Genomic DNA, 20,174 nt, shown 5'->3' on the forward strand with positions numbered 1-20,174 from the left:
CCCTGATCACGGCTTGCCGAGCCGAGTTCGCGGCCGCGCATCGGGCTTGGCCAGCAACAGGTGGCAGGTGCTGATGGTGCGCTCCGCGAAACCCGCCTCGCAGTAGCACAGATAGTAGCGCCACATCCGCACAAAACGCTCGTCGTAGCCCAGCTTGCCGACCTGATCGAGGCTCGCCTCGAAACGCTGGCGCCACTCACGCAGGGTACGGGCGTAGTGCGGGCCGATATCATCCAGATCGACAAGGTTCATCGAGGTGTGTTTCGTCAGGTTCTGCAGCAGTACCGTGGGCGATGGCAGAAAACCACCGGGAAAGATGTAGCGCTTGATGAAGTCCATCTCTCTGCGCGCGGCTTCATAGCGCTGATCACGTACGGTGATGGCCTGCAGCAACGCCAGCCCCTGGGGCGCCAGCAACTGGTCCAGGGTCTTGAGGTAGCGCGGCAGGTAGTCGGCGCCGACCGCCTCCACCATCTCCACCGAAATCAGCCGGTCGTAGCGCCCGCTCAGTTCGCGGTAGTCCTTGTTGAGCAGGGTGACCTGGTCCTCGAGTCCCTCCTCGGCCAGGCGGCGAGCGGTATGCTCGTATTGCTCGCGGGAGATGGTGGTGGTGGTCACCCGGCAGCCGCGGGTACGGGCGGCATGGATCGCGAGCCCGCCCCAGCCGGTGCCGATCTCCAGCAGGTGGTGGTGAGGCCTGACGTCCAGCTTGTCGAGCATGACATCGAGCTTGTGCGTCGAGGCCTGCTCGAGGGTAGCCTCCGGGGAGGGGAAGATGGCACTGGAGTACATCCAGTGTTCACGGTCCAGAAAGGTCGCGAACAGGTCATTGCCGATGTCGTAGTGGGCCGCAATATGGCGCCGGGAGCCCTTGCGGGTATTGCGCTGCAGACGCAGCAGCGTGGACAGCAGGGCGCGTCCCAGGCCGGCCAGGCCGCCTTCCACATCGTCATTGACCCGGTCGATGTTGCGCGCAAACAGACGCACCAGTCCGACCAGATCGTCCACGTCCCAGTCACCGTCCATGTAGGCTTCTGCCGCCCCCAGGGTGCCGCCCAGCGCCATGCGCTTCCACACCCGACTGCGGCGTACCACCAGGGTTACGCTCAGTTCCCCCTGTTCCCCAAGCTGATGGCGCTCATGGCCGTCGACAAGGGTGATGCTGCCGTGGCGCAGTTGGCCCAATTGCGCCAGCACCCGAGGCTTGAGCCAGTGGCTGAGCCTGTCGCCGCGTCGGCTGATGGTGACGCCTTGTTCGCTCCTGAGTGTGGTCAAGACGGAGTCTCCTCGGATCTGGATGAGAGGCCTTCGGCCGGCGGTGGGTGATCGTGCAGCGGGACGCCCTTGAGCCACAGCCTGATTGCCTCCCAGTGGATGGCCGCCAGGGTCTTGGTGGCCATCCAGGGTTGCCGCGCAAGGCCGGCGAGCAGCGCCGGTCGGGTAGCCGGCCGGCCTGCCAGGGTCAGGGTGGCATCGAAGTGGCGCTGGCCATCCCGCCAGGTCTCCATGTGCATGGCGAGCTCACGCCCCGGGCTGTTGAAGCGCCAGTGGTAAGTCATGCCCATGGGCAGAAAGGGCGATACGTGCAGGTCCTTGTCGAACTCAGCGCGGTGGCTGTGACGCTCGGGGTCTACCGCGGCAGCGTAACGGGTGCGCTCGCGCCAGGGGGTATTGGTGACTTCACCGAGTATCGCGCCCAGACGCTCGCGTCCCTCGCCGTCGGGTTCGTGGTAGAGGTAGTAGAGCGAGATGGGATTGAACGACACCCAGGGAGAGCCAAGCTGGGTCAGCAGGCAGACCCGGCCCTGGGGCGCCTGGCCCAGGCGCTCGCGGACCTCGGCCCTGGCGGCGTCGGCCAGGGTTATCTCGCTGCCCCGTGCCGGCAGGTAATCCTCGCGCCTGAAGCGGGCCAGCGCCGGCCTGCGGGCACTGAAGCCGGGCACCCGGTCGAACAGTTCGGGCAGCTCCTCCAGATCGAGCCAGGCCATCCATACGCGATAGGCAAACTCGTGGGGTCGCGGCAGAAAGCGCCGATGGCGCAGGGTGCCGCGGTAGATCCGCGAACGCGGCTTGGCGATCATGGTGCCACCGCCTCCAGCCGCTCATGGTCGCTTTCCTCGCAGCCCAGCGCCTTTGCCACCCGCAGCGCGCTCCATACGCCATCCTCGTGAAAGCCGTTGCGCCAGTAGGCGCCACAGAAGTGAGTACGCAGCGCCGCAGAGGAGATCTCGGCATGACGCGCCTGGGCCAGGCTACCCTGGGCCGTGAACTGGGGATGGGCGTAGCGAAAGCGCCCGAGCACCTTGGCCGGGTCGATGCTGTCGGCGTCGTTCAGGGTCACGCAGAAGGTGTGCGGCGCGCTCAGGCGCTGGAGGATATTCATGTCGTAGGTGACCGAGACCCGGTCAGCGTCGCTGCGGCCGTCGAGGCGATAGTTCCAGCTGGCCCAGGCGCGCCGACGGCGCGGCAGCAGGCGAGTATCGGTGTGCAGTACCACCTCGTTGTCGGCGTAGGGCAACGCCGACAGCACCTCGCGTTCGGCGTAGCTGGGGTCATCGAGCAGCCCGAGCGCCTGGTCGGCGTGGCAGGCCAGCACCAGTTGGTCGAAGCGTTCCTCGCCGGCATCGGTGCGCAGCACCACGCCGTCGTGTTCCCGACGAATACCGCGCACCGGCGTCGCCAGGCGGATGGCGTCGGCGTAGGGCGCCACCATGGCATCGATATAGCCGCGCGATCCCCCTTCCACGGTGTACCACTGGGGCCTGTCGTTGACCGACAGCAGCCCATGGTGGTGGAAGAAGCGCAGGAAAAAACGTGTGGGAAAGGCGCGGATATCGGCCAGGCTGGCCGACCAGATGGCGCCCCCCATGGGCAGCAGGTAGTGGCGCTGAAAGTCGTCGCTGAAGCCATGGCCATCGAGATAGTCGCCAAGGGGCATCAGCAGGGCATCGCTGGACGTATCCTGGCCCGGTCGCGCCAGATCGGCGATGGCCAGTCGGTTGAAGCGCAGGATCTCGCCCAGCAGGCGGTAGAACGCAGGGCGCAGCAGGTTGCGACGCTGGGCAAACAGCGAGGTCAGGGTGTGGCCGTTGTACTCGAAGTCGCGGTCGGTGCGATGCACCGAGAAGCTCATCTCGGTGGCCTGAGCGTTCACCCCGAGGTGTGCCAGCAGGCGCTGGAAGTGCGGATAGGTGCGATCGTTGAAGACGATGAAGCCGGTGTCGATGGCGTAGTCCCGTCCGTCCAGGCTGACATCCACGGTAGCGGTGTGTCCCCCCAGCCGGTCGGCGGCCTCGAACAGCGTCACCCGGTGACGCGCGCTCAAGTAGCGGGCGGCGGCCAGGCCGCTGATACCCCCACCGATCACCGCAATGCGCTGGGCCTCGAACGGCGGTTGAAGGCGAGTCATTGGTTGCGTTCCTTGTGGGGGGTGGAAGCGTCATCGTCTTCGCGCCTGACCAGGCGCTTGCCCAGGGCGATCCTCAGCCGCAGGGGCAGGATGCCCATGAACTTGACCAGGTAGGTGAAGCGCCGCGGGAAGTGGATGTCCCGTCGGCGTGCCGACAGTCCTTCGAAGATCGCCTTGGCCGCCTGTTCCGGCGTGACCGCCATGGGCATGGGGAAGTCGTTGCGTTCGGTCAACGGCGTCTTGACGAAGCCGGGGTGGATGACGCTGACGTCGATGCCTTGATGGGCCAGGTCGAGTCGCAGCGACTCGAGAAAGTAGCTCAGTGCCGCCTTGGACGCGCCGTAGGCTTCGGCACGCGGAAGCGCCAGATAGGCCGAAGCACTGGACGTCGCCACGATCTGCGGGCGGGCACCCTGGCGTCGGGCCTTGTGCAACAGCGGCAGAGCCACCTCGATGCCATGGATGGTGCCGAAGAAGTTGGGTTCGAAGTTGTCGCGAACCAGGGTGGTGTCGACGCGGCCGCCGTCGAGGTAGACGCAGGTCCCGGCATTGAAGATCACCATGTCGAGGCCGTCGAAGGCCTCGTCGATGCGTGCGGCGGCGTCCTGCATCGACGCGCGGTCGGTGATGTCGGCGGGGACCGGCATGGCATTCTCGTGATCCTTGGCCAGTCGTTCGAGGCCAGCCTTGCCGCGCGAAGTCAGGGCGACGCGATGGCCATCGTCGAGCAGGCGTCGTGCCAGTGCCTCGCCGATGCCGGAGGTGGCGCCGGTCAGCCAGATGCGCTGAGGGTTGGGGTCGCGTGCCATCTACTGTCGCTCCTTTTGCGGTGCGGCCTTGCTGTCTGAGCTTGCTGTGGGCTCGATTCAAGCTCGCTGCGATTCACGCTTGTCGAGATTCACTCTTGTTGTACAAGGTCGGATCAGAATTCTGGGCCTGCTGTCAGCTACGTATCGGCGCCGTCCATGGTTTCAGCCGACGGTGCGTATATTTACCGAAGGCGCGGGCATTGGCCGGCGCTGCCAGCCTCAACCGGCGGCGTATCGCTTGATGCTGCGTATCACCGCGCCGAGCAACGGCAGGCGCTCGTAGAGCAGCGCACCGGCGTCGAAGTGGTCCTGGTGGTGGACCACCTTGCCGCCGTCTGGTGAGGCGAAGCGCAATACCGAGCAGCCTTCCACGTCGATCTGGCGGCCTTTGCAAAGGCGCCGGTGGCGCAGCGCCATGGTCCAGCACACGAAGCCCCGGTCGCCGTCCCGCAGGCCATGGTGAAAGCGGAAGCGGCAGTCGATCACGTTGGCGTACAGGGCGTCGAAGTCGCGCTTCAGTGCCTCTATGCCTTCCACCCGATGCAATGGGTCGATAAAGACGATGTCACTAGAATATATACTGTATAGCTTTTCTGTACAGGTATTGTCTAGTTTATTGAAGGTGTCGCAAAAGGTCGCCAGCACAGGGTCCTGGATCATGGGGTGCTCCTTGTCGGTGTTGTTGTCGTCGGCAGATCGGACTGAGGTGGATCGGGCTGGGGCGGATCAGCAAAGGGACCACAGGATGACGCTGGCTTGTGCTGGGCTATCTCACGCCAGGCCAAGCCAGACAGTGTCCTTATCCCGCGTCCTTCGACAGGCTCTTGAAGGCGTCGAGTGCGCGCTCGCGGGCGGCGCGGTGGTCGACGATGGGGGCGGGGTAGTCGAGGTCGGTGAGCAGATCCCGGGTCGGGGCATGTCGCTTCTTCGGCGCCAGTGACGCAAGCTCCGGCACCCAGCGCGCGATGAATTCGCCTTCGGGATCGAAGCGTTCGGATTGGGTGGTGGGGTTGAAGATGCGGAAGTAGGGCGCGGCGTCGGTACCGGTGGACGCCGCCCACTGCCAGCCGCCGTTGTTGGCGGCGAATTCACCGTCGACCAGGTGCTCGAGAAAGAATCGCTCTCCACGTCGCCAGTCGATCAACAGATGCTTGGACAGGAACATTGCGGTCACCATGCGCAGGCGATTGTGCATCCAGCCGGTAGCGACCAGCTGGCGCATGGCGGCGTCGACCAGCGGATAGCCGGTGCGTCCTTCGCACCAGGCGGCAAAATCCTCGGGGGCATCGCGCCAGTCCAGGGCCTCGGTGTGGCGTTGAAAGGCCCGATGGCGGCATACCCTGGGGAAGCCTGTGGCCACGTGCTGGTAGAACTCTCGCCACACCAGTTCGCTGACCCAGGCGGTCAGGCCGGCGTCGCCGTCGCTCAAGCTACCGTCGTTGATCGCCATCACCGCCTGCATGCACTGACGCCAGGAGATCATGCCCAGCGCCAGATAGGGCGATAGCTCGCTGGTGCCGCGTCTGGCCGGGAAGTCCCGCTGCTCCTTGTAGCGCTTCGCCGGGCTGTCAGGGAAACCTCGCAGAAAGCGCGACAGGCGGTCACTGGCGGCCTCCTCGCCGGCCGGCCAGTGGCGACCATCCACGTTCTTGTCCGGATAGTCGGGGCGCTGGCTGGCGCTGGAGGACAGCTCCAGCGGCGCCTGGCGCTCCGGTGGGTCCAGCACCTCGAGTCGCTCGGCGCTGATGGCCTTGTGCCAGGCCTTGGCAAAGGGGGTGAAGACGCCGTAGTAGTCGCCCTTGCCGGTGAGCAGCTCGCCGGGACTGAAGGCCACGGCGTCGCGCAGGGCACGTGCCTCGAGGCCGCTGTGCTCGGCCTGCGCCAGCACCGCCTGGTCGCGCTTGACCTCATCGAGAGGGTACTCGCGATTGAAATAGAGGGCGTCGGCGCCGAGCTCCTCGGCCAGCGCCATCAGTGCCTGGGGAGCGTCATCGAAGCGCGGCACCTGGCGCTGGATCAACGGGATATTGCGCTCGGCCAGGGCTTCGCCCAGGGCCTCGACGCCACGACACAGAAAGTCGAGCTTGTTGTCGCCGTGGCCGTGTTCGCGCCACTGCTGCTCGGCGTGCAGAAAGACCCCGATGACCGGGCCGCGTCGGGCGGCGTGGTAAAGCGCAGTATTGTCGTGAATACGCAGATCGCTGCGAAACCAGACCAGAGTGACAGGCATGGGGAGCTCCCGCGAATCGTGTCGTGGTTAGAGGGGGCATCGCGCCGCGACGGGGATGATCAGGCTGTCTTGTCGTGGCTCAGTGCTGGCGAATCAGCGGCCTCAGCCGGTCCAGCGCCATGGGGATGTCGTCACCGAGCACCTCGATCTGGCTGTCGGCCAGTTCGGCGGCGCGGATGCGTGCCACCGGGCCGCACAGCGCCAGCGGAGTGTCGAGCTGTTCGGCCAGACGAGGCAGCAGTCGACGGACCACGTCGGAGCGTTCGGCCTTGCCGCTGCACAGCACCACCGCACCGGGGCGCAGGCGTTCCAGCGCCAGCGGCAGATCGGTGAACGGCAGCGGCGCATCCATCAGGGCGATGCGGTAGCCGCGTTCACTGGCGGCGAGCGCCAGCATCAGGGTCCATAGCGAACCGTCATCGTCTGGCAGGGTGTCCAGCAGCAGGGTGGAACCACGGGCGGTGCGATTGGCGTGAAACAGGCGAATACCGATGCGCGTGCGCAGGAAGCTCTCCAGGCTGCGTCGCTGCAAGGCCGCACCAAGCTGCCCTTCCCAGCGTTCCTCAAGCTCCTGGACCACTGGCTGCCATAGCTCACTGATGCAGGTGCCGACCGGGTAAAGGGCCAGGGACTGCTGATACAGGCCGTCCAGATGATCCATGTCGAGGGCATCCACCGCGCCCAGCATCTGGCGGCGCTGCGAGGTCCAGTCGCCGGCGGCGGGCGGTGCCGTCTCGGCGGGCTCGGGCTGGGTCAACAGATCCTTGACCTGACTGACCGGGACTCCGCGGTTGAGCCATTGCAGAATACGCTCGACCCGCTCGATGTCTTCCCGAGCGTAGAGGCGATGCCCCTTGGGCGTGCGGCGCGGCTCGATCAGTCCGTAGCGCCTCTCCCAGGCACGCAGGGTCACCGAATTGACCCCGGTGAGCCGCGACACTTCGCGGATGGGGTAGAGAGGAGATTCGGTGGGGGGCGCCGTATGACTCATGAGGGCCTCGATGCGTGTCCTGGTGCGATTGTGAAGGCGCTAGCTGCGCCCTGTCCCTGGAAGTTGTCGATGGCGTAGGTGACTCGACGTTTCCGTAGCTGTACAGACGCTACAAAGTGTACAACAGTTTTACCGCTTTTCGCTCACGCTGATTGAACGTCTAGGCTTAGTCCGAAAAGTCGGCGAGCGAAGGTTAGACAAGGCAAAAATCGGTGAGACAGCGCAGTTTACGGGGTGTAAATGAGCATGTTGATCCGATTTTTAACGCCGTATTACCGAGCGTAGGCACTTTTCAGACAAGCCCTAGGGGGCTGATCAGGGGGCCGGTGACAGCGTCTCGCCGACCTGGTCGGCCACTGCGCTTGCCAGCGCCTCGACGAACACGGGGTGTTCTCCTACCGGCGCCAGCAGCGTCAGCTCGAGCCCCGGGTGTTCGCTGCGCAGGGCGTCGATCTGGGCAGGCACATCCTTGCGCAGATGACGACCGGCGGCGAAGAACAGCGGCAGCACCTCGATGCGGGTAGCACCGGCTGCGCTCAGTTCGGCCACGGTGGACTCCAGCGACGGCTCGCACAGCTCCATGTAGGACAGCCGGATCGGCGTGCCAAGGCGTGGCGCCAGGGCGTCGCGGAAGTGCTCGAAGGGCGCCCGCCAGTTGGGATCGCTGGAGCCGTGTGCAAGTAGTACCAGTGCGTATGACATGTTCGGTTTCCTGATGACCTGAAAATGGGTAAGCCTGCGACTGGCGCCCGCTTCAGGCGTCGGTGGCAGTACGATGCAGGGCCTCGGCGACGTGCACGCCCGACAGCCAGGCATCCTCGATACGTCCGCCGCGCAGACCGTCACCGGCCAGTGCCAGGCCATCCTCGCCGAGACGGTGATCGGGCGCCGCCAGCGTAAGGTCCGCGGTGGCGTAGCGCCAGCGATGGGCACCGCTGGCCGTGATCTGGGGCAGAGAGGAACCTGTCGGCAACCGGGTTGCGAGGGCCTTCTGCAGGGCTGCCGTCAGCCTGCTGGCCACGTCCTCGGCGTCGTCCTCGAGATGGCGCTGACTCCATTCGTCCCGGGCCAGCAGCGAAAGCGTCTCGCTCTGGTGCTCGCCCCCGGGCTTGCGATTGTGGCGAACCGCCAGGCGCAGCGGCCCCTGGTCAAAGCGTACCACTGGCCAGTCGGCGTCGATGCCCTCGAGCGTCAGCGCTGTGTCGAAGCGCACCCAGGCACTCCAGCAGGGCAGCATGCGGATCTCACGACAGGCCTTCGCCAGCGCCTCGTCGTGGGGGCGCAGCAGGGGTTCGGCCTGGGCCGCCGGCGCGGTCACCACCACCCGGTCGAAGGGGCCGTAGCTGTCGCCCTGCGGGTCCTCTAGCCACCAGCCGTCCAGGCGATCGGTCAAGCGGGTGACGCGAGTCGCCGCAAACAGCTCATGGGGGGCGGCCAGGTGGCGGGTGATGGCGCTCATGCGTGGAGTGCCGCAGTAACGATGTTGATCGTCGCCTTCCTCATGCCAGGCGCCCGAGGCGTCGACCCGATAGCTGGAGGGCGGCCAGGGCGTGGCCACCCCTGCGGCTTCCCAGCGGTCGACCTCGGCGGCGAAGGCAGCGTCACGCACGCTGAAGTATTGAGCACCCAGGTCGAGGGATTCGTCTCCCTCCCGGCGAGAACTGGCGCGCCCACCGGGTCCTCGGCCCTTGTCGAACAGCACCGCACGGTGACCGTGTCGGCGGAGCTGGCCGGCGCAAGCCAGGCCGCTGAACCCCGCTCCAATGATGGCGACCTGCAGCATCGACGGAAGCCCTCCTCGAGTCTGTGGTGTCAGTATCTTGGATGTAGCGTATAAGTGATGTACAACTTGAGTCAAATGAAGTCCTAGGCTCTGTCCGAAAAGTCGACGAGCGAAGGTTAGACAAGGCAAAAATCGGTGAGAAAGCGCAGTTTACGGGGTGTAAATGAGCATTTTGACCGGGCTGGCGCACCAGCCGATTTTTAACGCCGTATTACCGAGCGCAGGCACTTTTCAGACAAGCCGTAGACCGGCCAGCGCACAACCGACTAGGCTGAAATCAGGCTGGTCGCACGCTGCGGTGGTCGCTGCCGTCAGAGAGGGCCGACGGTATGTGGTCGGGGCCAGGGATCGTTGTGTATTGCGAGAGGACAAGCTATGCGAGTACTGATCACCGGTGGCAGTGGCTTTGTGGGCCAGCGTCTGTGTCGACGCTTGGTGGACGCCGGTCACCGCGTACAGGTGGTCTCCCGCTCACCGGCGCAGGCGGCGAAGGTGCTGCCCGAAGGAGCGGATGTACGGGTCAGCGCGCTGGACTTCGTCGACGCGCCGCCGGGGGTGCTGGTCAACCTGGCAGGCGAGCCCATTGCCGACAAGCGCTGGAGTGACACTCAGAAGGAAAGACTTATCGATTCGCGCATCAACGCCACCAGGGAACTGGTGATGCTGTGCGAACAGCTGTCGCAGACCGCCAAGGCCCCCAGGGTGCTGGTCAGTGGTTCGGCCATGGGCTTCTACGGCGATCAAGGCGGGGGCGAGGATGCGCCGACGGTAACCGAGCAGACAGCGCCCCATGATGAATTTGCCCACCGCCTGTGCAAGCGCTGGGAACAGGCCGCCGCTGGAGTGAAGGACTTCGGCGTGCGCCTGGCGATCCTGCGCACCGGCCTGGTGCTGGATGAAGGCGGCGGCATGCTCAAGAAGCTGCTGCCACCGTTCAAGCTGGGGCTGGGGGGGCGGCTCGGCAAGGGCGATCAGTATATGCCCTGGATCCATCGCGAGGATCTGGTGGAAATGATCCTGTGGTTGATCGAGAAGGAGCACCTGAGCGGGCCCTTCAACGGCAGTGCCCCGGAGCCCGTCACCAACCGCGAGTTCACCGAAGCGATCGGGCGTCACCTGAAGCGCCCGACGCCCTTTCCGGTGCCGGCGATGGTGCTGGAGACCGCCTTCGGCGAGATGTCGCGGCTGCTGCTGACCGGCGCGCGCATGGTGCCGCAGCGCTTCGAGGAGGAGGGCTTCAGCTTTCGCTACCCGACCCTGGACAAGGCGCTGGACGACATTCTTTAAGACGGCGCGAGTTCCGCTGTTCGACACCGGCGGTCGCTACTGCCGGTCGATACCCCAGGCGACTCACGTTACGCCAAGGCCTTGCACCGGACACATCTCGCAAACAGCAGGAGCCCCGCGCTGTCGGTCGCAGCGCGGGGCCACCCTTAGCGGCTGTCGTCGTCGATGGTCACGATCACACGCACGGCGTCCAGGCGCAGGCGGGTGCCTTCGATGGCCTGGTCCAGCGCCTGGCGCTCGTCGCGCAGGGCGGTGATCTCGTCCTCGCGTACCGACGGGTTGCGCTGTGCCAGGGCCTCGAGTCGGGTCAGCTCGTTGTCCAGCGTCTGGCGCATGCGCACCTGGGCGGCCTCGACGATCGTCGGCAGCTCTCGCTGGGCCTCGGCCTCGGCGCTGTCGAGCAGGTCTCGCAGCTGGTCGTGACGACTCTTGATCAGGTCCCGCGCCACCGCCTTCTTGACCTTCTTGAGGTTCTTCGAAAGACCGGTGAAAGACACCTTGTCGGTGAGGTTGGCGCCGGACTCGTCGAGCAGCACCCGCACCGCGGTGGGCGGCAGGAAGCGATTGAGGTGCAGGCGCTTCGGTGCCGGACAGTGGGTGCGGAACACCAGCTCCGCCATCAGCCGGCCGGCAGGGATCGCCGGATGCTTGAGCAGGGCAAGGGCGGTGTTGCCCATGTTGCCGTCGAGGATGCGGCCCATCATCTCGCGCAGCAGCGGGTGTTCCCAGGACAGCCGCTGGACGTCGTCCCGGGCCAGCGCGCGGGAGCGCGAGGTGGTCACGGTGAAGCCTTCCTCGCCCTTCACCAGCCCTGGCAGGCCGTCGAGCATGTGCGAGCCCGGTGACAGCAGGGTCAGGTCGTTGCCAAGTTCGCGACTGTCGACGCCGAAGATGTCCAGCGCCTGGTCGAGGTAGCGTGGCAGGGCGCGGTCCTCGTCGAGTTCGACGATCCCCTGCTTGACCGACTCGACCCGCTCGGGACGGCAGGCGTTGAGCTCCAGCAGGCGATTGCGACCGGCGTCGCGTTCCGCCAGCTTGGCGTCGAACAGCGCGCGGGTCTCGCCGATGACTTCTTCCAGGGCCTCGTCGTCGAGCAGGCTCTCGGCCAGGTCGTCGCCGAAGGCGTCGAACAGGTCATTGCCGATACCGTGCGGCGCACTGAAGGCGTCCATCCCCTCCTGATACCAGCGCAGCAGTTTCTCGCCGGGGCTGCCTTCGAACACCGGCACATGGATCTCGATGGCGTGGCGCTGGCCGATGCGATCGAGACGGCCGATGCGCTGCTCGAGCTGGTCCGGGTGGAGCGGCAGGTCGAACATCACCAGATGACGACAGAACTGGAAGTTGCGGCCTTCGGAGCCGATCTCGGAACACACCAGCACCTGGCAGCCGTCCTCGTCATCGGCGAAGGCGGCGGCGGCACGGTCGCGCTCGACCAGCGACAGGTCCTCGTGGAACACCGGCGCCTGTACTCCGCCGAGCACGCGCAGGCCGTCGGACAGCCCCTGGGCGGTCTCGCGGTCGTGGGCGATCACCAGGACCTTGTCGTCGCCCATCTCGGTCAGCCGTTCGAGCAGCCAGGTCACCCGGGGGTCGAACTGCCACCAGGGTTCGGCGTTGAGCGGATCCTCGGTCAGGGCGCTGTACATGCCGTCCAGATAGACCATCACCTCGGGGTGGTCGAGGCCGGTCTCGATCAGCAGCTCGTCGAGGTAGTCCTCGTCCCGCGCCAGGCGACGCAGCACTCGGCGATAGGACGACGGCAGCTCCAGCTTGTCGACGTGCAGGCGACGTTCAGGGAAGCCGCCGACGTGGCGACGGCTGTTGCGGAACATCACCCGGCCGGTGCCGTGGCGGTCGAGCAGCTGGTCTCGCAGCTGGGCGCTGGCCTGCTGGCGCTGTTCCAGGCTGCATTCGGGGTTGGACAGGGTCGCCAGCAGCGCCTGGCTGTCGCCGTCGTCGGCGACCGCGCCGATGGTGTCCCGGGCGCCGGCATCCAGCGGCCCGTCGACATCGCCCAGGGCGTCGATGGCCTCGGCCACCGCCACATAGCCCTGCTCTTCGGCGCGGAAGGCCTCCAGGTCCGAGTAGCGATCGCGATCGAGCAGGCGCAGCCTGGCAAAGTGGCTGGCCAGCCCCATCTGTTCCGGCGTCGCGGTCAGCAGCAGCACGCCCTCGGTGGCGCCGGACAGGCGCTCGACGCAGGCGTAACCGGGGCCGACCTCGTCCTCGCTCCACTCCAGGTGGTGGGCCTCGTCGACGATCAGCAGGTCCCACTCGCAGGCTTCGGCCTGCTGCTGGCGGTGGGTGTTGGCGAACAGCCAGTCCTGGCTTGCCAGCACCAGCTGGCCGGCCTCGAAGGGATTGGCATCGCCATGGGCCTGGCTCTGCTGTTCGTCGAGCAGGGTCACCGACAGCGAGAAGCGTCGCAGCAATTCCACCAGCCACTGGTGAGTCAGGCTCGCCGGCACCAGGATCAGCGCGCGCTCGACCCGCCCGGTCAGCAGCAGGCGATGCAGGATCAGTCCGGCTTCGATGGTCTTGCCGAGGCCGACTTCATCGGCCAGCAGCACGCGAGGCGCCTGACGCGAGGAGACCTCGTCGGCGATGTACAGCTGATGGGGGATCAGATCGATGCGTGGGCCGGCCAGACCCAGCGCCGGGTTCTGCTCGATGCGATGGTAGTGATGCAGGGTGCGAAAGCGCAGGTCGAACCAGTCGTTGCGATCGACCTGGCCGGTCAGCAGACGATCTCGGGCCTGGTCGAACTGCATGCTGTCGGCCAGCCGGGCCTCCGGCAATTCGCACAGCTCGCCCTTGTCGTCTTCGCCGATATAGACGATCAGGCCATCGATTTCCTTGGTGTCGTCCACCGTCATCTGCCAGCCCTCGGCGGACTGGATGCGATCACCACTGCCGAAGGCGACTCGGGTCAACGGGGCAAGACGGGTACTGTAGGTGCGGGTTTCCTGGCTGGCGCCGAAGAGCACGGTGACGCTGCGCGCGTCGCAGTTCAGGATAGTGCCCAGGCCGAGTTCGGCCTCGCCGTCGCTGATCCAGCGCTGGCCGGGAGAGAAGTCGCTCATGATGCCTCGGGAGATGCGTCGTTACGGTTCGTGGTCGCGGGCCAGGCCCGCCGCCGACAGGGCGCGGTATCTTACAGCAATCTTCAGTCTGGCTTAAGCGCCATCGTCATGCCCGTGATCAGATGTCGCATGGCGGCTGAAACCTTCGCATCGAGGCGTTCCCGAAACGCCCCCGCGCTTGCCGCCGTGCCCGGGCCAGCGATGAGCTCGGCCGTGAGGTGGGGGATTCAGGCTACGTCAGTGCAGGAAAAGACAGGTTGGGCGGGCCGAGGCGGGGTGTCCCCCTCGGCCCTGAGACTGCGGGTGCGGTTCACCTGCAGTATGTGCTCAGGTTGGCAAAGTTTCAGCGCGCCAGCCAGTCGTCCAGCAGAGGCAGGGTCAGCTCCCCCACATGGCGCTCGAGCAGCTTCCCTTCGGCGTCGAACAGCAGTGTCGTGGGTAGCCCGGGAGATTGACTCGCTGCCAGCAGTTGCTGGCGCGGGTCGAGCAGGGGGTAGCGAAAGTCCAGGCCGGCCTCGTCCAGGTAGCGCGCGACCTGAACCAGCGGCTCGCCCTGATTGGCCACGACCACGGTGACGTCGTCGCGTTGGTCGATGTCGGCCAACAACGGCATCTCGCGCCGGCAAGGCGGGCACCAGGTAGCCCATAGATTGATGATCAGCGGCTTGCCGGTGGGGCCGCCTGCCAGCGAGGCCAGTTCGATGGGGGCGCCATCGACGTCTTCCAGGGTCAGCTCTGGCACGCGTTGTGGCGCCGGACTTGCCGACAGCGGCGCCCAGCTGACCAGCGCCAGCCAGGCAAGCGAGGCGACCAGCGTCAGACCCAGGGCACCGAGCAGGGCGCCGAGGCGATCACGCAGTGACCACAGGGTCCACAGGGCGGCGGCGACCAGCCCCCAGACCCCGCTGTAGCCGGGCAGCCACAGTTTGATGATATCCAGCCAGTTGTCCTGATAGGCGGCCCAGTGCGGCAGCACGTGCCCGAGGCGAGCGCCGACCAGCCAGGCCAGCATCAGGCCGTTGAACCAGCGACCGTGGCGGCGGCGGGGCAGGCCCATCAGGAAGGCGCTGGCGGCCAGCAGCAGCAGGGTGACGACGAGGGCGTAGAGACGCGGCAGGCTCACTAGCACCGGACCGATGGCGATGGCATCCATGGATGGGGCGAACTCCATTGGGGAAACGCGAAAGCACGAAAATGCGCAGGCGAGCAGGTACACTTGGTGGGCTCGATCCGGCAAGGCTACTGCGCCCGATGCGCGCTGTCATCTCGAGCCGCCTGCCGGGCCATCGGTTTTCGAGCCATCTCTCTGATCAGGATCTGTGATGTCACCACCCAAGACCTTCGACCCCCTGCGCGCCCTGGCCATCGGCAGCCAGGCCCTCGGCTTCGTGATGATCTTTGTGCTCGGCACCACCCTGGACCACCCGCGCCCGTGGCAGGGGCTCACCCTGGGGCTGATGCTGGTGGTGGCGTTGGTAGTAGCGATCGTCCGGCGCTACCGCAACAACCGCCTGCAGAAGTTCCGTGACGAACGGCGCCAGCGGCTGTTGGGTGATGATGAGGGCGATGACGAGGGGGACGAGGGACATGACTGACCAACAGCGTCAGGCCCGGACCTCTCGGGTCGATGAGGCGCAGCGGGCCGGATCGATGGCGGTAAGCCTCAGCCAGTGCCCCTCCGGCATCCGGCACAGCACCACCCGAAAGGCGCACTGACGCGAGGTGCTGTTGTCTCCCTCCCAGCTCTGTACAAAGCCGCACTCGTGTCCGCAGTCTTCCAGGCGTCGACGCAGCGCAGGAAAGCTGGCGGCGTCGACCTCGAGATTCAGTGTTCTCGGCGGCGTCGGGGTGTGGCTCGCCAGCAACATCAGCACCTGGGTGTTCTCGCCGCCCCCCAATTCCAGGGTCACCCCAGTGTCGCTGGCGACCAGCACCCGAAGGCCCAGTGTCGTCTCGAAGAACCGACGCATTCCCGCCAGGTCGCTGACCTCCAGGGCGCCCGGCTCCAGACTGAGATGCTGCATGACATGCCTCCGTGGGATCATGTGTCGGATTCAGTCTGGCGCCGAAGCCGCCGGTTTTCCCTTCAAGCCTGTTTATGGCCTCTATCGCCTGGCGCTATGGGCGTGGCGATTGGCCGCTTGCGGGTGCCTCCTTGCAGCCCTTTCCAGGGCGTCTTGTCCAACTTCCTTTTCGTACAAGTGGACGACGTCTTCGTCGACAGGTCGCCCTGCCTGAGTATGACGAATCGGCGGCAATGACGTGACCGCTGCATGACAGCCAACCCCAACTCCTTGTTTTTTATACCTCTGGCGAGGTAATGCCGGAGCGCTTGCTCCGTGTGCAGGGAAATTTGTCATCTCAATGACATTGTCTAGACAACTGGCCTTCATCTTTGATGTCCAGACTGGCGCCATTCCTAGAGGAGAGGCGTCATGTCCATTCCCACCATCATCGTCGAGCGGCTCAACAAGAACTTCGGCCATAGCCGAGTGCTCGAGGATGTCAGTTTCGAGATCACCCCGGGGGAGATCGTTGCGCTGATCGGCCCATCCGGCTCCGGCAAGTCCACCCTGATGCGTCATCTGGTCGGACTGACCTGCTGCAACCGTGATCGCGGTGGCCGAGTCAGCCTGCTGGGGCGCGAGATCCAGGCCAGCGGTCGCCTTCGCCGGGCCAGCCGTGGCCAGCGCTGCCGGGTCGGCTACATCTTCCAGCAGTTCAACCTGGTCAATCGCCTCAGCGTGCTGACCAATGTGCTGATTGGCCAGCTCGGGCGCATGCCGCGGGCGCGGGCGCTGCTCGGTCGTTTCAGCGACGAGGAACGCCAACGGGCCCTCAAGTGCCTGGCTCGGGTCGGCCTCGAGGGCATGGCCTACCAGCGTGCCAACACCCTTTCCGGCGGTCAGCAGCAGCGGGTGGCCATCGCCCGGGTGCTGATGCAGGACGCCGACGTCATCCTCGCCGACGAGCCCATCGCCTCGCTGGACCCGCGCAGCGCCCGGGAGGTGATGGAGATCCTCGAGCGGATTCACGCCGAGGATGGCCGCACCGTGGTCATCACCCTGCATCAGGTCGATATCGCCCGGCGCTACTGCCACCGGGCCATCGCGCTCAAGGATGGGCGCCTGTACTTCGACGGCAAGACCTCCGAGCTGACCGACGCACGCCTCAAGACCCTGTACGAGAACGCCGGCCTCGACGAGCTGCGTGCCGGCAGTCAACCCGACCTGCCGTCACCGCTGCGTGAGCCGAGCTACACCCAGGCCCAGACGGCTGTGTCGGCGCAGGTCGTCCATAGCTGAGCCACCACATCCTGCGACACCTGTTCCCACAACGACCGATAACCTTCAGGAGAATCCCATGTCTCTCGCATCCTTTCGTCGCCTGTCGCTGCCATTGATCGCCGGTATCGGCCTCGCCGCCAGTGCCCAGCTGGCCGCCGCCGAGACCGAGACCCTCAAGTTCGGCATCATCTCCACCGAGGCCAGCCAGAATCTGGCGCCGCTGTGGGACCCGTTCCTGGCCGATATGTCCGAGCAGATCGGCATGGAGGTCGAGCCCTTCTTCGCCACCGACTACGCCGCGGTCATCCAGGCCATGCGCTTTGATCAGATCGACCTGGCCTGGTACGGCAACAAGTCGGCCATGGAAGCCGTCGATCGTGCCGACGGCGAGATCTTCGCCCAGACCGTGGCGGCCAACGGAGCCCCGGGCTACTGGAGTCTGATGATCACCCACAAGGACAGCGACATCGAAAGCGTCGATGACGTCCTGGCCAACGCCTCCGAGCTGGTGTTCGGCAACGGCGATCCCAACTCCACCTCCGGCTATCTGGTGCCGGGCTACTACGTCTTCGCCAAGAACGGTGTCGACGCCTCGTCAGCCTTCAAGCGCACCCTGAACTCCAGCCACGAGACCAACGCCCTGGCGGTGGCCAATCAGCAGGTCGACGTGGCCACCTTCAATACCGAAGGCATGGAGCGTCTGGAAGTGACCGCGCCGGACAAGGCCGAGCAGCTGCGGGTGATCTGGAAGTCGCCGCTGATCCCGTCCGACCCGCTGGTGTGGCGCGGCGACCTGGACGACGCCACCAAGGAAAAGCTGCGTGAGTTCTTCCTGAACTACGGCGATGACGCCGAAGAGCAGCAGATTCTCGAGCCGCTGCAGTGGTCTGGCTTCGATGCCTCCGACAACGACCAGCTGTTGCCGATCCGTCAGCTGGCGCTGTTCAAGGAGCGCTCCGAGGTGGCAAAGGACGAAAGCCTGGACGAAGGCGATCGCGAGGCCCGACTGGCCGAGATCGACAGCCAGCTCGACGATCTCGACGCGCGCATGAAGGAAGTGCAGGCCGCCGAGGCGATGCCCGAGGATGCCGCCACCAACGCCGGCTGATGTGACGCCAGGCCGCGCCGGGACGAAGGCCCGGCGCGGCCTGGACCGCTCACGCTGTCACCGCTTTCTCAAGTTCCCCCAGGAAAACGCATGACCACCCAGACACAACTTTCCGGCATCAGCCTGCCGCCCAAGCGTAGCTGGACCACCCTGGCGCTGTGGGGCGTCGGCCTGGCGGTGCTGGCCTGGTCCTGGCAGGGCGTCGAGATGCGCCCGAGCCTGCTGGTGACCAACGCCGACAATATGGCGACCCTGGCCGGCGACTTCTTTCCCCCGGCCTTCGGCAACCTCGGCCACTACATCGAGCAGATGCTGGTGACCATCCAGATCGCCATCTGGGGCACCCTGCTGGCCATCCTGGTCGCCATTCCTGCGAGCCTTCTGTGCTCCGAGAATCTGGTGCCCTGGTGGGTCTACCAGCCGGTGCGCCGACTGATGGACGCCACCCGTGCCATCAACGAGCTGGTATTCGCCATGCTGTTCGTGGTGGCGGTGGGGCTTGGGCCTTTCGCCGGAACCCTGGCGCTGTTCATCCACACCACCGGGGTGCTGGCCAAGCTGTTTTCCGAAGCGGTGGAAGCCGCCGAGGCCGGGCCCATGGAAGGCATTCGGGTCACCGGAGCAGGGCGCATCGAGGAGATCGTGTTCGGTCTGATTCCCCAGGTGCTGCCGCTGTGGATCTCGGTGAGCCTGTATCGCTTCGAGTCCAACATCCGCTCGGCCACGGTGCTCGGCATGGTCGGTGGCGGCGGTATCGGGGTGGCGCTGTGGGAGACCATGCGCGGATTCCAGTACGCCGAGACGGCCACCATCATGCTGGTGATCATCATCGCCGTGACGGCGCTGGACATGGCCTCGCAGTTCGTACGCAAGCGCTTCATCTAGGCTGACACAGCAGAGCCGAGTAAGCAGACCAGAACGGCTGGTCTGCCGGTGGCTTCGGCCACCACCCGATACCTTCTTTTTTGGAGCGAAGATGTCTAGACAAGTGACCGAGGCAGGCAGCCCGCCGCGCTATCGCCAGTTGGCCGATGTCCTCTCGCGCGAAGTCCGGGCGCAGTACTCTCCCGGCGATCTGCTGCCCAGCGAAGCGGCGCTGTCCAGGCGCTTCGGCGTCAACCGCCACACCGTACGCCGGGCGCTGGACGAACTGGTGGCCGCCGGCATGGTGACCCGTCACCAGGGCCGTGGCACCCAGGTGGTGGACCGCCGCCTGGACTATGCGGTCAACGCCGCCAGCAAGGTCACCCACAACCTGGCGGAACTGGGCCTGGCCACCGAGACCTGCTGCCTGACCCAGGGCCTGGCGGTGCCGCCGGAGGCCATCGCCCAGCGCTTTGCGCGTGGGCCGGGCGAGAGCCTTCTGTGTGTCGACACCATGCGCCATGTCGACCGGGCCCCGCTGTTGCGGCTGCGCCACTGGTTCGACCCCGAACGGGTGCCGGGCTGGCTAGATCGCTATCGCGGTGGTTCGACCCGGGCGCTGCTGGACCAGCACTACGGGCTGCGCCTGAGGCGCTCCCGGGTGCGCCTGGAAGCGGTCCAGGCCGACGCCGACGACAGCCGCATGCTGCAGTGCGCCCGCCTGGCGCCGCTGGTGGTGCTGACCAGTGACAACGTCGACGCCGATGGTCGTCTGGTGGAGATCTCCGTCAGTCGGGCACGGGCCGATCGGCTGGCCTATCACTTCGACTTTCCCGCGGACGAGCGTCCGCAGTCCCACGACGACGAGGGCTTCTCATGACACCGACCATGACCCCGACGCAACGTCATCGCCTGCTCGCGTTGACTCCTTTCGACCGTCTTGCGCAAGGCTGGCAGTCCCTGGGCATCCAGGCGAGCCACCGCTGCGTGCGTGGCCCCGAGACCGGCATGGCGATGGTCCGTGGCCGCATGGGCGGCAGTGGATCGGCCTTCAACCTGGGCGAGATGACCCTGACCCGGGCCAGCGTCGCCCTCGATGACGGCACCCTTGGCCATGGCTGGGTGCGTGGTCGCGACAAGGCCCACGCCGAGCTGATCGCCCTGGTCGACGCCTGCGCTCACCACGACCACTGGGCCAGGCGTATCGACAGCGAACTGATGGCACCGCTCGAGCAGGCACTCGATGAGCAGCGCAACCAGGCCTCGCAGACCGCCGCCGCCACCCGCGTCGACTTCTTCACCATGGTAAGGGGCGAATGA

General features: G+C 66.1%; 19 protein-coding genes. 7 read left to right on the forward strand and 12 right to left on the reverse strand.

Annotation, left to right across the window (positions count from 1 at the left end; translation table 11 throughout):
• Positions 1 to 6: 6 nt before the first annotated feature.
• The 9 genes from RBB39_RS15745 to RBB39_RS15785 all read right to left on the reverse strand — a co-directional run bounded on the left by RBB39_RS15745 (position 7) and on the right by RBB39_RS15785 (position 9,222).
• A complete protein-coding gene (locus RBB39_RS15745; RefSeq protein WP_045990824.1) occupies positions 7 to 1,275 on the reverse strand; it encodes a cyclopropane-fatty-acyl-phospholipid synthase family protein in 1,269 nt (422 codons plus the stop codon).
• Entirely contained in the window at positions 1,272 to 2,081 is an 810-nt protein-coding gene (locus RBB39_RS15750; protein ID WP_045990823.1) for a DUF1365 domain-containing protein, read from the reverse strand. The genes RBB39_RS15745 and RBB39_RS15750 overlap by 4 nt, the downstream gene beginning before the upstream one ends.
• Positions 2,078 to 3,409 (reverse strand): NAD(P)/FAD-dependent oxidoreductase, encoded by a 1,332-nt coding sequence (locus RBB39_RS15755; RefSeq protein ID WP_045990822.1) that lies wholly within the window; start codon positions 3,407 to 3,409, stop codon positions 2,078 to 2,080. The genes RBB39_RS15750 and RBB39_RS15755 overlap by 4 nt, the downstream gene beginning before the upstream one ends.
• The gene (locus RBB39_RS15760; protein WP_045990821.1) at positions 3,406 to 4,218 is read right to left on the reverse strand and encodes an SDR family oxidoreductase; all 813 of its coding nucleotides are present in this window, start codon (positions 4,216 to 4,218) and stop codon (positions 3,406 to 3,408) included. The genes RBB39_RS15755 and RBB39_RS15760 overlap by 4 nt, the downstream gene beginning before the upstream one ends.
• 219 nt (positions 4,219 to 4,437) lie before the next feature.
• On the reverse strand, positions 4,438 to 4,878 hold the full coding sequence (locus RBB39_RS15765; RefSeq protein WP_045990820.1) for a nuclear transport factor 2 family protein: 441 nt from the start codon (positions 4,876 to 4,878) through the stop codon (positions 4,438 to 4,440).
• 139 nt (positions 4,879 to 5,017) lie between these two features.
• Positions 5,018 to 6,448 carry a deoxyribodipyrimidine photo-lyase gene (phrB, locus tag RBB39_RS15770; protein WP_045990819.1) on the reverse strand — a complete coding sequence of 477 codons (1,431 nt, stop codon included), beginning with the start codon at positions 6,446 to 6,448 and terminating at the stop codon, positions 5,018 to 5,020.
• Between the two features lie 79 nt (positions 6,449 to 6,527).
• Positions 6,528 to 7,439 (reverse strand): MerR family transcriptional regulator, encoded by a 912-nt coding sequence (locus tag RBB39_RS15775; protein WP_045990818.1) that lies wholly within the window; start codon positions 7,437 to 7,439, stop codon positions 6,528 to 6,530.
• A 315-nt stretch (positions 7,440 to 7,754) separates the two neighbouring features.
• Complete coding sequence (locus RBB39_RS15780; protein ID WP_108449193.1) at positions 7,755 to 8,141, reverse strand: sirohydrochlorin chelatase; 387 nt, start codon at positions 8,139 to 8,141, stop codon at positions 7,755 to 7,757.
• A 52-nt stretch (positions 8,142 to 8,193) separates the two neighbouring features.
• A complete protein-coding gene (locus tag RBB39_RS15785) occupies positions 8,194 to 9,222 on the reverse strand; it encodes an NAD(P)/FAD-dependent oxidoreductase (RefSeq protein ID WP_253028792.1) in 1,029 nt (342 codons plus the stop codon).
• A 375-nt stretch (positions 9,223 to 9,597) separates the two neighbouring features.
• Here RBB39_RS15785 and RBB39_RS15790 point away from each other — a divergent pair, with 375 nt between their 5' ends.
• Complete coding sequence (locus RBB39_RS15790) at positions 9,598 to 10,509, forward strand: TIGR01777 family oxidoreductase (protein ID WP_045994219.1); 912 nt, start codon at positions 9,598 to 9,600, stop codon at positions 10,507 to 10,509.
• A 146-nt stretch (positions 10,510 to 10,655) separates the two neighbouring features.
• Here the strand turns inward: RBB39_RS15790 and rapA are convergent, their stop codons facing one another.
• Both rapA and RBB39_RS15800 read right to left on the reverse strand, forming a co-directional pair.
• On the reverse strand, positions 10,656 to 13,595 hold the full coding sequence (gene rapA / locus RBB39_RS15795; protein WP_045994220.1) for an RNA polymerase-associated protein RapA: 2,940 nt from the start codon (positions 13,593 to 13,595) through the stop codon (positions 10,656 to 10,658).
• A gap of 343 nt (positions 13,596 to 13,938) precedes the next feature.
• Positions 13,939 to 14,748 carry a TlpA disulfide reductase family protein gene (locus RBB39_RS15800; RefSeq protein ID WP_045994221.1) on the reverse strand — a complete coding sequence of 270 codons (810 nt, stop codon included), beginning with the start codon at positions 14,746 to 14,748 and terminating at the stop codon, positions 13,939 to 13,941.
• A gap of 169 nt (positions 14,749 to 14,917) precedes the next feature.
• Here RBB39_RS15800 and RBB39_RS15805 point away from each other — a divergent pair, with 169 nt between their 5' ends.
• A complete protein-coding gene (locus RBB39_RS15805; protein WP_045994222.1) occupies positions 14,918 to 15,190 on the forward strand; it encodes a hypothetical protein in 273 nt (90 codons plus the stop codon).
• A gap of 9 nt (positions 15,191 to 15,199) precedes the next feature.
• Here RBB39_RS15805 and RBB39_RS15810 read toward each other — a convergent pair whose 3' ends face one another.
• A complete protein-coding gene (locus RBB39_RS15810) occupies positions 15,200 to 15,619 on the reverse strand; it encodes a glyoxalase/bleomycin resistance/dioxygenase family protein (protein WP_045994223.1) in 420 nt (139 codons plus the stop codon).
• A 411-nt stretch (positions 15,620 to 16,030) separates the two neighbouring features.
• On the opposite strand from RBB39_RS15810, the gene phnC reads away from it, so the two are divergent.
• From phnC to phnG, 5 genes are all read left to right on the forward strand, one after another.
• Positions 16,031 to 16,900 (forward strand): phosphonate ABC transporter ATP-binding protein, encoded by an 870-nt coding sequence (gene phnC / locus RBB39_RS15815; RefSeq protein ID WP_045994224.1) that lies wholly within the window; start codon positions 16,031 to 16,033, stop codon positions 16,898 to 16,900.
• Between the two features lie 58 nt (positions 16,901 to 16,958).
• Positions 16,959 to 17,990, forward strand: a complete 1,032-nt coding sequence (phnD, locus tag RBB39_RS15820) for a phosphonate ABC transporter substrate-binding protein (RefSeq protein ID WP_045994225.1) — start codon at positions 16,959 to 16,961, stop codon at positions 17,988 to 17,990.
• Between the two features lie 90 nt (positions 17,991 to 18,080).
• Positions 18,081 to 18,875: a phosphonate ABC transporter, permease protein PhnE gene (gene phnE, locus RBB39_RS15825; RefSeq protein WP_045994226.1), complete on the forward strand. Its 795-nt coding sequence runs from the start codon at positions 18,081 to 18,083 to the stop codon at positions 18,873 to 18,875.
• A 91-nt stretch (positions 18,876 to 18,966) separates the two neighbouring features.
• Positions 18,967 to 19,734: a phosphonate metabolism transcriptional regulator PhnF gene (gene phnF / locus RBB39_RS15830; RefSeq protein ID WP_083970561.1), complete on the forward strand. Its 768-nt coding sequence runs from the start codon at positions 18,967 to 18,969 to the stop codon at positions 19,732 to 19,734.
• A complete protein-coding gene (gene phnG / locus RBB39_RS15835) occupies positions 19,731 to 20,174 on the forward strand; it encodes a phosphonate C-P lyase system protein PhnG (protein WP_239452594.1) in 444 nt (147 codons plus the stop codon). Before phnF ends, phnG begins: the two co-directional genes overlap by 4 nt.

Origin of the sequence: Halomonas sp. MMSF_3323 (assembly GCF_030733595.1) — a bacterium.
Lineage (GTDB): Bacteria > Pseudomonadota > Gammaproteobacteria > Pseudomonadales > Halomonadaceae > Halomonas > Halomonas litopenaei.

What these genes read in the sequence shown, in the direction of transcription:
- RBB39_RS15765 (WP_045990820.1), bottom strand. Translation starts at nt 4,878, where the DNA reads ATGATCCAGGACCCTGTGCTGGCGACCTTTTGCGACACCTTCAATAAA.
- RBB39_RS15810 (WP_045994223.1), bottom strand. Translation starts at nt 15,619, where the DNA reads ATGCAGCATCTCAGTCTGGAGCCGGGCGCCCTGGAGGTCAGCGACCTG.
- RBB39_RS15760 (WP_045990821.1), bottom strand. Translation starts at nt 4,218, where the DNA reads ATGGCACGCGACCCCAACCCTCAGCGCATCTGGCTGACCGGCGCCACC.
- RBB39_RS15750 (WP_045990823.1), bottom strand. Translation starts at nt 2,081, where the DNA reads ATGATCGCCAAGCCGCGTTCGCGGATCTACCGCGGCACCCTGCGCCAT.
- rapA (WP_045994220.1), bottom strand. Translation starts at nt 13,595, where the DNA reads ATGAGCGACTTCTCTCCCGGCCAGCGCTGGATCAGCGACGGCGAGGCC.
- RBB39_RS15755 (WP_045990822.1), bottom strand. Translation starts at nt 3,409, where the DNA reads ATGACTCGCCTTCAACCGCCGTTCGAGGCCCAGCGCATTGCGGTGATC.
- phnG (WP_239452594.1), top strand. Translation starts at nt 19,731, where the DNA reads ATGACACCGACCATGACCCCGACGCAACGTCATCGCCTGCTCGCGTTG.
- phnE (WP_045994226.1), top strand. Translation starts at nt 18,081, where the DNA reads ATGACCACCCAGACACAACTTTCCGGCATCAGCCTGCCGCCCAAGCGT.
- phnF (WP_083970561.1), top strand. Translation starts at nt 18,967, where the DNA reads ATGTCTAGACAAGTGACCGAGGCAGGCAGCCCGCCGCGCTATCGCCAG.
- RBB39_RS15775 (WP_045990818.1), bottom strand. Translation starts at nt 7,439, where the DNA reads ATGAGTCATACGGCGCCCCCCACCGAATCTCCTCTCTACCCCATCCGC.
- RBB39_RS15785 (WP_253028792.1), bottom strand. Translation starts at nt 9,222, where the DNA reads ATGCTGCAGGTCGCCATCATTGGAGCGGGGTTCAGCGGCCTGGCTTGC.
- phrB (WP_045990819.1), bottom strand. Translation starts at nt 6,448, where the DNA reads ATGCCTGTCACTCTGGTCTGGTTTCGCAGCGATCTGCGTATTCACGAC.
- phnD (WP_045994225.1), top strand. Translation starts at nt 16,959, where the DNA reads ATGTCTCTCGCATCCTTTCGTCGCCTGTCGCTGCCATTGATCGCCGGT.
- RBB39_RS15780 (WP_108449193.1), bottom strand. Translation starts at nt 8,141, where the DNA reads ATGTCATACGCACTGGTACTACTTGCACACGGCTCCAGCGATCCCAAC.
- phnC (WP_045994224.1), top strand. Translation starts at nt 16,031, where the DNA reads ATGTCCATTCCCACCATCATCGTCGAGCGGCTCAACAAGAACTTCGGC.
- RBB39_RS15790 (WP_045994219.1), top strand. Translation starts at nt 9,598, where the DNA reads ATGCGAGTACTGATCACCGGTGGCAGTGGCTTTGTGGGCCAGCGTCTG.
- RBB39_RS15805 (WP_045994222.1), top strand. Translation starts at nt 14,918, where the DNA reads ATGTCACCACCCAAGACCTTCGACCCCCTGCGCGCCCTGGCCATCGGC.
- RBB39_RS15800 (WP_045994221.1), bottom strand. Translation starts at nt 14,748, where the DNA reads ATGGATGCCATCGCCATCGGTCCGGTGCTAGTGAGCCTGCCGCGTCTC.